Below are 13,442 nucleotides of genomic sequence, written 5' to 3'. Positions count from 1 at the left end.
TCAACCGAACAGAGATGTAGATATGGAAATCATTTTTACTGATCATGCAACGGGAGAAGTGGTCGCTTCATCGGACCTGTAATTCATGTGCAACTATGACAACCGGCGTACCTTATGCATCTGGTACACCGGTTTTTCATTGATTCATCATTCATCTCAGAAACTATACGCAACTATTCGGTGTCCTTATATGAAGTCGCAACACCCTGCCTTCATGCACTTTTTCATCCTGAACGCCACAGTTGCGATCTCAGTCTTTACACAAGGCATGCTACTTATTATATTCCTAGTGCTTTTTTTATTCAAAACCGATCTGAAACTGCTCCATGCAAAAGAATTATACTAGTAAAAAGCAGTGGACAGCCGATTATGCGGCAGTCCACTGCTTTTGTTCTTACTTTACTTTCCTTTGTAGCGCTTTTCCTAAACGATGCAGCGCTTCTTCAAGTGCATCTGTTGGCAGAGCAATATTAATTCGTTCAAATCCATTGCCCTCTTCTCCAAATACGTATCCTTCGTCCGTAAAGAATTCAGCTTCCATATGCAAGAATTCTTCCAACTCTTCGTTCGTCATATCCAGCTCTCGGAAGTCAAGCCACTGAAGATACGTCCCTTCCACTAATGGTGCTTTGATTTGCGGGAAGTTCTCTTTGAAGTATTCATGTACAAGTCGCTGATTGACATCTAGTAGCTTCAATAATTCATCCAGCCATGCTTCAGACTTCGTATACGCTAGTTCGCACGCTTTATACCCTAGGATTCCTACTAGGTCTCCGCGGACGATCCCTAGCTCATGACGGAACTTCTCACGTAATTCCTCGTTCGAAATAATCGTGCTAGAGTTCATCATGCCTGCTAGATTGAATGATTTAGATGGCGCTGTACAGGTGATGAGTAAATCATTCAATTTTTCATTTACAGTGGCTAGCACGGTGTGCGTATAGCCTGGCATAACAAAGTCATACCAAATTTCATCTGAGATTACGTATAGACTATGTTTTACTGCTATTTCTGCTACCTTTTCAAGTTCGTCTCTCTTCCATACGCGGCCTACCGGATTATGCGGACTACAGAAGATCAATATTTTGTTCTTCGGATCAGCAGCCGCCTTTTCAAACGCCTCGAAATCAATTGTGTACTCTCCATCCTGATACAACAGAGGCACATTCACTTCTGTGCGTTTATTATCATCAATGGCTGCACCAAATGGATAGTACACCGGTCGGAAGATAATGACACCGTCTCCTACATTGGTATATGCGCGAATCGCTGTGTAAAAAGCAGGCAAAACGCCAGCCGTATTCACTATCCATTCCTTTTTAATCTCCCAATTATGACGCTTCTTTTGCCAATTGACGACAGCATTCAAAAACCCATCAGTAGGTCCTGTATATCCAAGTACAGCCTCATCCAGATACTCTTTCAACCCTTCAATTACTTCAGGCGGGTTTTTCAGTTCCATATCCGCTACGGATAAAGGTATTACCTCTTCAGACACATCTGGATTCCATTCATACATTTGATTCCACTTCAGTGAACCTGCATTTTTTCTGTTGATTCTAGTTGTAAAATCGTATTTCATAATCAGCACTTCCCTTTTATTGATGTTTACTGTTTACTTCATTAAAAAGTCTACAGCAAATTTAGTTGTTGCCATCACACCGTTTACCAACGCATTTTCGTCTATATCGAATTGATCGTTATGATGTTCCGCACCACTACCGTATTCTTCATCACGCACACCGACAAACACAAATACAATAGGAGAAATCTTTGAATACTTATTAAATGATTCAGACGCAAACCACTTGATATCGTGAACGACGGAGCCTGGTAAAATTTCTTCAAAGCCGTTCTGGGCAAGCTCTGCCAATTGTTTATCATTCATGACGGGATCAGATGCAATTTTAAATATCTCCTTGAATTCCACTCGACAATTATGTGCTTGGGCAGTCAAATCAATTACTTTTTTCATGAGCTCCAATGCTTTTCTTCCCTCATCCATATCATAGAAACGTAAAGAGCCGCCAATATCAATCTTTTCAGGGATAATATTCAGTGCAGTTCCGCCATGTATTTGAGTCAGACCGAGTGTCACGGTCTTTGTTACGTCAATCTGATTGGCCCATGCGTTTGTCAGTCCAACTAAAATATTCGCAGCTGCGAACAATGGGTTGATGGAAAGGTCGGGACGAGAACCATGCCCACTTTTACCATGCACGGCAAAATCAACTAAAATTGCACCTGCCATTCTCGGTCCTTCATCTACGCAGAGTGTACCGCTATCCATGAATGATGCCAAATGGTTTCCATAGATCGCTTCAATGCCCCTGCCTTCAAGATGCTTGATCATAGCATCGATACCACTCCCGATTTCTTCTCCCTCTTCAAAGATGAAGTATATTTTTCCACTTAGAGAGTCTTTCATGCTTTCGAGAATTTTGATAGTGGATAAGACGATGGACATATGCCCGTCATGTCCACATGCATGCATGACATTCTCATTCTTCGAGAAATACTTTCTTGGTCCCGCCATATTCATCGGGTTCTCTGTTACAGGCAGTGCATCAATATCCGCCCGTATGCCAAGTGTCTTCCCTTCCCTACCCGTATCAAGCAAAGCAGTGAATCCTGTACTCCCCGGTACATCTTCAATTACTAATCCCAGCTTCGTAATTTCTTCTTTTAGAAACTTGGATGTTTCGTATTCTTTACTGCTCAACTCCGGACGTTCGTACAAGTATGTTCGCACCTTGATCGTCTCCGGTTCCAGTTCCCTTGCTTTGTTTTTTACATATTCATTTACATTTGTTGAAGTTATCATGTATTTCGTCCTCCCTCAATCTTTTTTATGTTCACTAATTTAAATAGCTCCGCCTGTCCAACCAACAGTGGTCATGATATACAAAATAACAAAGCTTAGAAGTAAGAATAGAATCACAGCAGGCAATACCCAACGAACCCATTTAAAGAATGAAACGCCAGCCAATACACAAGAACCAATCGTCCAACCAAGAACAGGTGATACCATATTCGTGAATCCATCTCCGAACTGGAAAGCTTGAATTGCAACTTGCTTTGTTAGACCTAGTGTTTCAGCAATTGGCTGAATGATCGGTATTAAGATAGCCGCCTTACTTGTAGCCGACGGGACGAGCGGATTGAGTAACGAAACAATCATGGAAATTCCTATTGTCGCGAAACTCTTGTTGATATTCATCAATGGTGCTGTCAACGTAGCAACGATCGTGTCCAAGATATTACCTTGTGTCAAAATCAGTGACATTACGCGAGCCAATCCGATGATGAAGGCTATAAATGCCATGGCAGCTAGGCCTTTAGAGAAGCTTTCGCCTAAATTATCGAATGACATACGAGTCAATAAACCAATTACAATAGCTGTAAGTATATTAATCACAATGATAAAGTTGTAAAGGAACTCGGGATCTCCACCAAACGCGGAGTAACCTATAATCACTAAGTATTGAACAATGAACGCGACCAACGCAAAAATGCTTGTCAATTTAAGTTTTTCTTCCTTGATTTCATCTTCAAGATTGATCTTGCCAATCAAATTGGCTCTCCAGCCATCTTTATACATTAAAGAGGACTGTTCGTTTTTCTGAATCTTTTTGATGTACCGCATTAGATACAATAATCCGATTATCATGAAGAAATTCATGAGCATAAAGCGGACACCAAATCCGGAATAAGGACGAATTTCAATCATCATTTGAGGAATGAATAGCCCCTGTGGTCCGGTACCGAATCCAATCAAAGCTGGGAAAGTTGTAATTCCAATAGCAACAAGTGGATCGAGCTTTAGCTTCTTAGCAAAGATTACACCAATCGGAACCAATGCGATCAATGCGTCACTTCCAGCAAATCCACCGATGTATACGATTAAGATGAACATCGCACTTACAAGAAGACCCAATCCTTTATCCTTCAGTTTGAAAATAGCCCAGTTTAAAATATTATCAATTGCACCCGACGCCAATAAAACGCTGATTGTAGCACCGGCAACTAGTACAAGGAAAATAATAGTACCTGATTGATTCAATCCATCTAGGAACAACATCATCATCTTCCATGGGCTTACAGGCGTTTGATGACCTATATATTCAAACTGGTCTCCTAGTATTACCCCATTTTCATCTACAGCAAAGTTCCCTGCTGGAATTACATATGTAGCCAAACTTGCTAGTAACAATAAGCTGAACATAATCCAGAGTAAGTGAGGCATTTTTAACTTCTTTTTCTTTTTCAGCTCTTCATTTGGCGTTTGTTCCACGTTGACATCATTTGTCATAATGTTTTTCACTCCTTTGATTAGTATCTATTTGAATACGTTGAAAGCAATTTTGTTATTCACTAATAAAACCAACAGCATATTTATCTTAATTACTCTTCGTCACTTAAGCACCTTAACAATGACATAAAAAAATCATTGTAGCTTGTCATTTATCGCTTAAGCACCTTAACTATGTTACGTAGTGAAAGCATTCCCATGCATTTCATCTCCCCTTCGTATGTTTCATTTTTGTAAGCGTTTTCTAATTCTATACTATTCTGAATACTGAAATCTGTCAATAGCAAATATTCTATTATTTCTATTTTTCTTTTAATACTAATGATTGAGTAAGGAAAAGCGATCCACTGAGTAATTTCAGTGAACCGCTTTTTGATTTGTTGTATCGATTAGGAGACTATATTATAGTTCAGACAACACGATAAACTCTACATAGAATTGAATTCACCTTAGTCTACGATTGTGTAACACACCATCAATACATCAGACCACTATCGGAATGGAACGTCACATGATCGCGACCGATATTGCTATCCACCGTGAACTTATACTGATCTAATGTATAAGGTTCATGAGTGGAATAGTCTTGACTTGTAACTTGAGATTTTGACACGAATTTCACTTGTACCTGTTGGAAACCATGACGCTTATATTCGTCTTCAATTGCAAACTTCGCTTCGTCTACTGTCAGTTGGAAATTCTTGGTCCCCGGATAGTCGACATCGTAATCGGCAATTCTCCATTGTCCTTTTTCTCGCGTAAATGCAGCGTGCACAAATCCGCCCGTGTCGTCGTTTATATTTCTGAATTGGATCGTTTCAACATGTAGTACATCTGCGTCAGGTTGCGAGAAATCGAATCGCAAACGCACTTCAGAGTGCAACGGATGATTTACATACTGCAAATAGTCAAACTCTCCTGTATACACTTTTGCAATGACGTCATCCACGTATCTTGCCGTTGCGTATTGAAGAAATTCTGGGCGGGCTTTGGTGAACGTTTGATTGTTCTCTTTGCTTAGCACGAAAACACGTTCAATTGATGAGGTTAATCGATTTAATTTGTCCAAGGCGTCGTCTTTATTCATCTTTGCACCACCCGGTTGAGCAGCTCGTGCGGCAATGGCGCGATTCAGGAATTCCGCATAATGCGCGCGCGTCACTTTGTCATTCGGCTTAAAATGTCCGTTATCCCCTTTCGTTACCCCTTGGGAGAATAACGCATTCGCATGGACATATCCCCAGTGGGTCACAAGAAGATCATAAAAACCCGCATGCTCTGTCATATTGAATTCAAATGCCAAATCCAGCATTTTGGCCATTTGGATACGGGTAACAGAAGCTTCGGGATTAAACTTCCCATTGGAGCCACCTACAATTCCTTGATCGTACAACTTCATGATGGGGCTATAATACGCATGATTTTTCGGCACATCTGTAAAAACAACTTGCGTAGTAGAAGGCTGTGGCAACTTCAGCGCTTTATCCAGCAACACCGCCACATGCTTACGACTCACCCGCTCATTCGGACGAAAAGTCCCGTCAGGATAGCCATTAATGAATCCCGCTTTTTGCATTTCTTGGATTGCTGCATAGTTCGGATGCTTTTTTGATACATCCTTGAACTCTTTTGCGGACGCTTCATTGATTCCGGTATGAACAAACGACAAAGCAAGCAACAGTAACGTCCATAAACCAATCCTGAACATCTTCTTCATGCTTTCACTCCCTTTATATTTTATTCATCGACAGTCTCCTACTACCATACTACCAAGTAACTAACTAGTTTCATATACATTGTTAGAATAATCTGTTATTTACCTACTAAAAACGTTCCACTGGGTGTATTCAATCCAGTGGAACGTTTTCGTAGTTGTACATTACAACCTCAAGTGTTGGCTTCCATGTTACCCTCCTACTCCTTTATTCTACTCCGCGCTGGCGTCGACGTAACACGACGAACACACTCACAATAGCTACTGCCAACAATATGCCAAACCCTACCAACCAGCCAACGGAAGGTCTAGCAGATGCCTTTGCGGTATCATTACCCGCCGTACTATTCGCAGCTTCGATCTGAGAGGCATTCGTGTAGACTTTACGATTATTCGACAACACGGCCACAGTCGCCACGTCATCCGTCAACTGTAAGAAATCCACAAGCGGACGGTCAATCTGCGACTCAGCCGTCAATGAATCGATCACCATCATTGCACGATTCGAATTGCCCCACAAACTTCTTTGTATAAAGCTGACCGACTTCGATGAACCTTCCATGAAACCGAGCGCCGCCAGATCCGGCTTACCTGTAGCATACGACACAGCAAGCTCTTTTTGCTTCGCTTTCAACAGCGGTTGCACACTAGGACCACCGATAAATAACGCGTGCTGGCTTTTCAATTCTTCTTCCTTCAATTCTTCGCCATCCGCGAGCTTCCAATTCATCGGGTGTGAATTTACATAGAGCTTGCGATATAAATACAAGAGTTCATCATCAGCGACAGTAGTCTTTGGTAGAACGACTAATGCCTCATCTGCTTCATCCACGAATGGAGAGGGGAACTGTGCAATGGAAGGAGAATTCTTGCTATCCGTTTTCTCTTTCGGGAATGTGATAAAACTATCCTTTTCGATATAAATCCAACGATTATGATCCGTCGTCACACATGGGTTTTTCGCCATCAATCCACTGGCCTGCAACTGCAAACTGATCATGCGATTCTCTTTCATCGCACTCTTATCAATCGGCAACTGCACGGAATAGATCCCCTCTTGCGGATCACTCATGTCATCCAAATTTATTGAATGCGGTACATCATTGACGAGTACCGTTAACTCGATAGGTCCTCTAAACACTTCTTCTGTTGCGGTCGTTTCACTTGTATCACGCGCTGAGCGCTTCAGATGCAATTCAAGTACAGCCTGACGATTTTTATCCATGGCGAACGGTGTGTAATGAAAAAATTGCTGGCTCTCGCGATTCGAACCATTCAGTGTTAGATCTTCCATGCCGAATTGACTGAGTTTCACAATGTTTCCCGTCTCATCGGAATGACGAACCGGCATCGTACGAACGCGGAACTGTCTACCCGTCATCTGCTCATATAACTTCGGTTCTGTCAGTACAGAGACTCTCTCCGCTAGCGCTGCTGGAGTTTCTGAAATGGCGAGTAATGCATCGACTTGCCCTGTGCTGTCCGTTATGGTTTCGTAGGACAAAATCATGGAATTTTCAACCGCTGTTAAAGAAGCTTGTTTTAGTAGATTCTTCATAGCGGAGCTTGAGAATTCATCTATAGCACCCATAATTATCACATTTGACGATAATGATTCCACATCATCTTCGCGCTTGATTTGTATAGGGAATTTCTCGTCTGTCGATTCAGACAAGAACGCACCTACCTTTAATGCGCTGTCGAGCGTCTCGACCGATGCTTTCTGCGGAATGATAATCGCGACGGGGGACTTCCCTTTCCCGATGAATGCTGCAGGATAGTCCGCCAAGTATCTGTCAGACGGTTGTTGACCACTTAGTTGTAAATAGGAATCTACTTGAATCGCCAACCAGTTAGCGGATGTGCCTTGTTCTACACAAATGCCTTCCTTGATGACGCCGTAAAATTGTACCGTTATTTCGTGCACTCCTTGCGTAAGGGCTTCTTCCTGTAACGGAATCACCAACTCTTTGGACTCTTTCTCTCCATTTAATGGCTGCGAAGTGATCGGCTTGCCATCGAGTTGCACAGTGAGCGACGAAGGAGCCATCAATAGCTCAGAATGTTGAAAGCGCAAAACGAATTCCTGATCTCGTTCCGTACTATCTGATTTCATCTCATAGAAGAACGACACTTGTTGTTCAGGCCCCCGTAATTCAATGACTTTATTCGTTATAGGTTGCCGCGTTGTTGTCGAACGGTCTGCGTCAATCTGAATTTGTTCTATACGAAGAGACGCTTCACTGTCGGTAGCCGTGAATGTAAACGTCAAAGCCAACGCCAACAGCAACATGAGTACTGATTTCATCGTCATTCCCCCGGTTTCTTGCGGACATAGCGCTCCGTCTTATACCAACGCGCTTCTTGCCCGAGAATCATTCGTTTCGTTTCTAGAAAAAGCGCATGCATGACAAGGATAATCCACATCTGCGAATACGTGAAATACATCAAAAAGATATAAAAGAAGTTTTTGCGGGTCATTTCGGTTCGTTCAATGCTCAACGCAATCGTCACTTCCGCAATGAATAATAAGAACGCGAGTCCCCATAATACAAGCGCGACATTTCCGATACCTAACTGGATATCGAAGAATAGACTGGCGACGAAGATCGTATTCGAAATGATGACACCCAAGAAGAATAAGAAGTAAGTAAAGAAGAAATAAAACAGGTCGAAGACGATGCGTTTACGTTTTAATTTAAAAAGCTGTGTCATGAATTTCAGCACGACGTATTGATTGCCACGCGCCCAGCGTAAGCGTTGATTCCACCAAACCTTCAGCGTTTCAGGCTCCTGTTCCCATGTGACTGCTTTCGGGAAGAAGCGAATGTGATAGCCAAGATTATAGACACGGATCGTCAGCTCAGTATCCTCTGCCATCGCTTTGACGTCCCAGCCACCAAGCTGCTCCATGATAGATCGGCGAATGGCGAAGTTCGTACCGGGAATCGTCGCGACTTTAAACCATCTCCAGCGTCCAGCCTGTGCCATCCACTGAAAGCAAATTGTTTCGATATTAATGAAACGTGTCAGCCATGATTCTTTCGCATTGATGACACGGAATTTCCCGACAACAGCACCCGCCTTCGGATCATTCAGCAGCCCCATGACCAAATACCAAACCGCCATCCGTTCGGGCGTATTATCGGCATCATAAACCGCTATAAATTCGCTTTCCGACTGAGCCAGCGCTTCATTTAGCGCAGAAGACTTACCGATTCCTTTATTCGGTGGTTCTGTTACAACCATACGAATGAACGGAAACTTCTCCGTAAATTCTTGTACAATTTCTCCTGTTCTATCGGATGAATTATCATTGATGACGATCACATCAAGCTTATCTTTCGGATAATAGAGTCGTGACATCGCCTTTAGCGTCTGTGCAATGACGACTTCTTCATTATGTGCAGGAATAAAAACTGCGACAGTTGGTAGCTCTCCCATGTTTTTTTCCCATTGCGGAATGACTTTTTCAAATGATCGATAATGCCGATACCCGCCTTGCATGAGGAACATATGATAAAGCAACATGATCCAGATTAATGATAACGATGTATAAAACAGTATATTAATCAAGCTGATCACGCTCCTCAAACAGACGTTTTTTTAATCGTAACCGCAGACTGAGCACATACACCGCAAACGCTACTAGAAATAACGCAACCACGACGACGATCACCCAGAGCGATGCATTGACTGGATTTTCCTTAATCGTCTTCAACAGCTTCTGCCGTTTCGTAATAGTCGACGTGGACTGTACGCCTTCTTCTGTGTAGCGAATTTTACTATCAGGTGTTTGCACGCTAAGATTCATTTGGGAAAAGTCCACCCACTCCATGCCAGGCACCGATTCCATAAGCCGAACCATTTCAGGCAAATACGACGCACCGATATAGGTGTGATACAATCCGCCGATTGCTGAACCAGGTACCGCTTGCACGTTCCTTATAGTTTGCTCCATGTCTTCAAACGGCTCCGACTTATCTACATTGACATAACCGATTGTTTCCGGGTACAGCGTCATGCCCGACAATCTTCCCGGCTTTGAGATAAATAGTGGCATATTGATCAAGTGACCATCCGTATCACTCACTTGCATCCGACCGAACATCGCATGAAAGTACTCGGAAGTAGCTACGTATCCATTCGCACTCATCGTATACTGCGGAATTTCCACACCTAACGGATAAAGCCCAACCTCTAGCAGACTTTCAATTGAGAGTCGCTGTTTTGTATGAACTATATTTGATTCTGCCTGTAGATCTGCCGCGCGATAGTTCGCATAGGCTTGATCGGACGAAAATAGAGTAGGAGGTTGAATAGCTGACGGCAAGTCGTCGATCGGTGAAGCGCCAATCTGTTGATTCAGCTTCATATCCCAAAACTCGTAACCGATAAACTGTTCATTTAAACGGTAGCTATGATTATAGCCATTGACAATCACGATACCGCCGCTTGCCTGAAGTGATTTCAATTCTTCTACTAACTCTTTATTGGAAGACAAATCCACCTTTTCTGAGGTCTTTGCGTTCACATGCACTGGCGTGACGGATAGGATGAAAGGAATGTCACGCTCCGCCAAATACCTTCCCGCTTCTCGAATATCTCGTACTTTAGAAATCGGCGTAATGCCTTCAAGCTGAATATATGTTGGATGTGTCAGCGGCGGCTTTATATCAAAAACATCATAGAGCGCACGTGACAAAATGTACTTTTCTTCTGTGCTGAATGCGGTTGTAGCAATAAATGAAATATTTTCATGCTGCACGATGAAAGATATACGTTGTTCAATTGTTTCTGCTTCCGCTAGTCGTGTCGCATTTTTCGGCGGAATCGCGTGTACAATGGATTTCACTGCATCGAGCAGTTGTCCTTCGACACTAGCGATGCGTTGATCCTCCTGGAAATCCCACTTTTGAAACTGTGGCAGTTGATCCGCATTATATCCAAATGCCAGTACCGTTCCGTTGAACTGTCGCATTTCGCGCTGTAGATTTTCTGGAATTGTCCCGATGGTATCGCCGAATAGCACGACATGTTGGTAGGCTTCTACAGTCCCCGGCTCGATGTCTTCCGCTGCAATCACATCGATCGCGTCGACGAAAGCCGTTAGATTCGCTTCCGCCATAACAACACGTTCATTCATTTCTCCGTTAGCAGTCATATACAGCAATAAAAGACGATCAGATGAATCCGCTTGTGCGGGAATAGGAATCAGCAACAGCACGAACGACACGAAAACTAGAAGTTTATAGTTCACGAGCCAACATCTCACTTTCCAGTCGCTCAATCAATTCCACATGCCCTCGCATGTTCTTCTCTTTCATGTACATTTCATGCGCTACACGAAACGTCAGTGTGACATACTTCTCATTAAGTAATTGATGATTTTGTAGCGACTTCCTTAACTTTTCATACACGATATCAATGGACCCATCATCCGTATGTGTTAGCAATAGAGCAAAGCGATCGTCGTCGTAGCGGAACTTCCTATCCGTTAAACGGATGACGGACTGCATATGATCCGCGAGAGAAGCTAGCAAATACATGTGCTCTTTGTCACCGTAAAGATTATGGAATTCTTCAAGGAAATCCATCTTTAATACGATGAGCGTAAACGCGCCGCCATACCGATTGGTTCTAGCAACCTCCATGTCTAGTTCACTTTCCATACGATGACGATTATCGAAACCTGTTTCAGAATCCACAGCAACCAACTCACGCAATTCCTTCTCCGATTTACGTGTATAGTGATTCTGTTGGACGATTTGATCATGAATGACACCCGCCACTAGAATTGTCAACAACAGCACAAAGCCGAAAATCAGCAACTCTGCCAACGAAACCGTCAATGGTCTAATGAATGTATCCGGCCGTAAAAAGAGTATGATCAACAACGTGCCCATGATGAAAATGGAAAACACACTGCCCATCAACGCAATGACCGGACCCGCTAGAAGCGCCAAAACCGTCAGTAACAGTAAGAAAACGGACAGCAACATTCCCGTCTGCCCTTGTTGCACAAAGTAAAATACCGCAGCTTGCATGCCGATTACTAAAAATGAAAGCGACAGCAGTGTTTTAGTTTCTTGCTTAAAAAATCCCTTCATCGTACCCCTTCCTTTCAGCAATCAAGGCTAAAAGATTATCAAACGGATGCGTACTTTTTGAAGCTACATCAATATAACCTCCGTAATAAGGCTTTTTCGAATCCGTTTGCTGCATCGCTTTCATATTTTTATAAAGCGCGACCGCCAACTCATCCTCTTTAGTTTCAATCGCAAGTAGAATCGCCAGCGCATAGACCGATACAGCTTCAAACTCCACTATGGGCTTTCCTTCATTCAGATCATATCGACCGAATAACTTCCCTTCATCCGCGTATGTCTGACGGACAAATTCCACTAATTTAGAAACGTCCCCTTCCCACTGCGCACGATGATAGCCCATATATAGCTGATCGATCATATTCGCTTCTGTTTCAAATATATAACTATGCGTCGACAGGTCGTATGTTTTGGGCAAAAAGCCGAGAGAGTTATTTGGCGCGTTCGTTAATAATGAACGTGTTTGCTCATACGCCTCCTTGTCGCGGGCTTTCATTTTGTCTACTGCAGATGGAATTAAATAGCTCAGCGTGAGTTGTTGTCCTTGTTCCTTCGTTTTCACATCTACAAAATCAACGAATATATTTTGATTGATTTGATAATCCACAAGTGCGTTTTCTATTTTCTTTGCTACTGTAAGATAGGAAGAATCCGACCACTTCTCTTCCGCGTCATTGAGAGCATTCATAATCCGTATATCGTCAATGAAGGCATTGGCAGTGGCTTTCTTTTTCCCTTTCAATTCCCAAGCGATCAATCCATCAGGCGTCATAAAGTACTTTTTCAGCACATCCACTTGTTGATCAAAAGATTCTTGATCATCCGCGAGCACTACATATTCCATCCATAAACCTACCGTCTCAGATAAGTACTCCTCTTTCCGTGATGTCAAACCCGTCGCAATTCTTCCATCGGTCTTCATTAAGTGATGACGGACGAATTGTTCAGTCGACGGAGCATCTTCCTTACTAATAGGCGGCTTACTAGTAAAGAGCGTGTAATATTTGAGTCCTAGTAACGCCAATAACACAATAGCTAAAATCCCTATCCATTTTTTCATGTTACACGCCCTCTCTATCATTTAATTAATACTCGGTACCATATGCTTGTTAATTAAATACATGACTACTTATGCTAAATAGTTTATGAGGATGGAACTACTATTTCATTCAAATTATGAAGTCCTTTCCTTTTAGTCGATTATTATATACTATAATTTGGAATCGCATGAAGGTTACTAAGTAGTATCATTGTGACTATATGTCTTTATGCTAAAAAATAGTATAGGAACTGAGCAACTATTCAGCAA

At 42.6% G+C, this 13,442-nt stretch carries 9 protein-coding genes; all 9 read right to left on the bottom strand.

The window, feature by feature from the left end; all coding sequences use genetic code 11:
• Positions 1-394: 394 nt before the first annotated feature.
• Positions 395-1,582, bottom strand: a complete 1,188-nt coding sequence (locus SporoP32a_RS11175) for a MalY/PatB family protein (protein ID WP_085427950.1) — start codon at positions 1,580-1,582, stop codon at positions 395-397.
• Between the two features lie 33 nt (positions 1,583-1,615).
• Positions 1,616-2,824 carry an amidohydrolase gene (locus tag SporoP32a_RS11170; protein WP_085427949.1) on the bottom strand — a complete coding sequence of 403 codons (1,209 nt, stop codon included), beginning with the start codon at positions 2,822-2,824 and terminating at the stop codon, positions 1,616-1,618.
• Between the two features lie 39 nt (positions 2,825-2,863).
• Entirely contained in the window at positions 2,864-4,312 is a 1,449-nt protein-coding gene (locus tag SporoP32a_RS11165) for an AbgT family transporter (protein WP_198166149.1), read from the bottom strand.
• A gap of 475 nt (positions 4,313-4,787) precedes the next feature.
• Positions 4,788-6,029, bottom strand: a complete 1,242-nt coding sequence (locus tag SporoP32a_RS11160; RefSeq protein ID WP_085427948.1) for an S-layer homology domain-containing protein — start codon at positions 6,027-6,029, stop codon at positions 4,788-4,790.
• A 205-nt stretch (positions 6,030-6,234) separates the two neighbouring features.
• Positions 6,235-8,334, bottom strand: coding sequence for a cellulose biosynthesis cyclic di-GMP-binding regulatory protein BcsB (locus SporoP32a_RS11155; RefSeq protein WP_198166148.1), 2,100 nt, complete (start codon positions 8,332-8,334; stop codon positions 6,235-6,237).
• Between the two features lie 2 nt (positions 8,335-8,336).
• Positions 8,337-9,602, bottom strand: a complete 1,266-nt coding sequence (locus SporoP32a_RS11150) for a glycosyltransferase family 2 protein (RefSeq protein WP_085427946.1) — start codon at positions 9,600-9,602, stop codon at positions 8,337-8,339.
• Complete coding sequence (locus SporoP32a_RS11145; RefSeq protein ID WP_085427945.1) at positions 9,595-11,286, bottom strand: DUF2334 domain-containing protein; 1,692 nt, start codon at positions 11,284-11,286, stop codon at positions 9,595-9,597. Before SporoP32a_RS11145 ends, SporoP32a_RS11150 begins: the two co-directional genes overlap by 8 nt.
• Positions 11,276-12,136: a GGDEF domain-containing protein gene (locus SporoP32a_RS11140; protein ID WP_085427944.1), complete on the bottom strand. Its 861-nt coding sequence runs from the start codon at positions 12,134-12,136 to the stop codon at positions 11,276-11,278. Before SporoP32a_RS11140 ends, SporoP32a_RS11145 begins: the two co-directional genes overlap by 11 nt.
• Complete coding sequence (locus tag SporoP32a_RS11135) at positions 12,120-13,193, bottom strand: glycosyl hydrolase family 8 (RefSeq protein ID WP_085427943.1); 1,074 nt, start codon at positions 13,191-13,193, stop codon at positions 12,120-12,122. Before SporoP32a_RS11135 ends, SporoP32a_RS11140 begins: the two co-directional genes overlap by 17 nt.
• Between the last annotated feature and the right edge of the window lie 249 nt (positions 13,194-13,442).

This window comes from Sporosarcina ureae (assembly GCF_002109325.1).
Lineage (GTDB): Bacteria > Bacillota > Bacilli > Bacillales_A > Planococcaceae > Sporosarcina > Sporosarcina ureae_C.
The sequence above is the reverse complement of the archived record's forward strand: the minus strand, read 5'-3'. Positions and strand labels throughout refer to the sequence as shown.

Bases quoted from the DNA above. Each gene is read 5' to 3' on its own strand.
- SporoP32a_RS11175 (WP_085427950.1), bottom strand. From the start codon at position 1,582: ATGAAATACGATTTTACAACTAGAATCAACAGAAAAAATGCAGGTTCA.
- SporoP32a_RS11170 (WP_085427949.1), bottom strand. From the start codon at position 2,824: ATGATAACTTCAACAAATGTAAATGAATATGTAAAAAACAAAGCAAGG.
- SporoP32a_RS11165 (WP_198166149.1), bottom strand. From the start codon at position 4,312: ATGACAAATGATGTCAACGTGGAACAAACGCCAAATGAAGAGCTGAAA.
- SporoP32a_RS11160 (WP_085427948.1), bottom strand. From the start codon at position 6,029: ATGAAGAAGATGTTCAGGATTGGTTTATGGACGTTACTGTTGCTTGCT.
- SporoP32a_RS11155 (WP_198166148.1), bottom strand. From the start codon at position 8,334: ATGAAATCAGTACTCATGTTGCTGTTGGCGTTGGCTTTGACGTTTACA.
- SporoP32a_RS11140 (WP_085427944.1), bottom strand. From the start codon at position 12,136: ATGAAGGGATTTTTTAAGCAAGAAACTAAAACACTGCTGTCGCTTTCA.
- SporoP32a_RS11135 (WP_085427943.1), bottom strand. From the start codon at position 13,193: ATGAAAAAATGGATAGGGATTTTAGCTATTGTGTTATTGGCGTTACTA.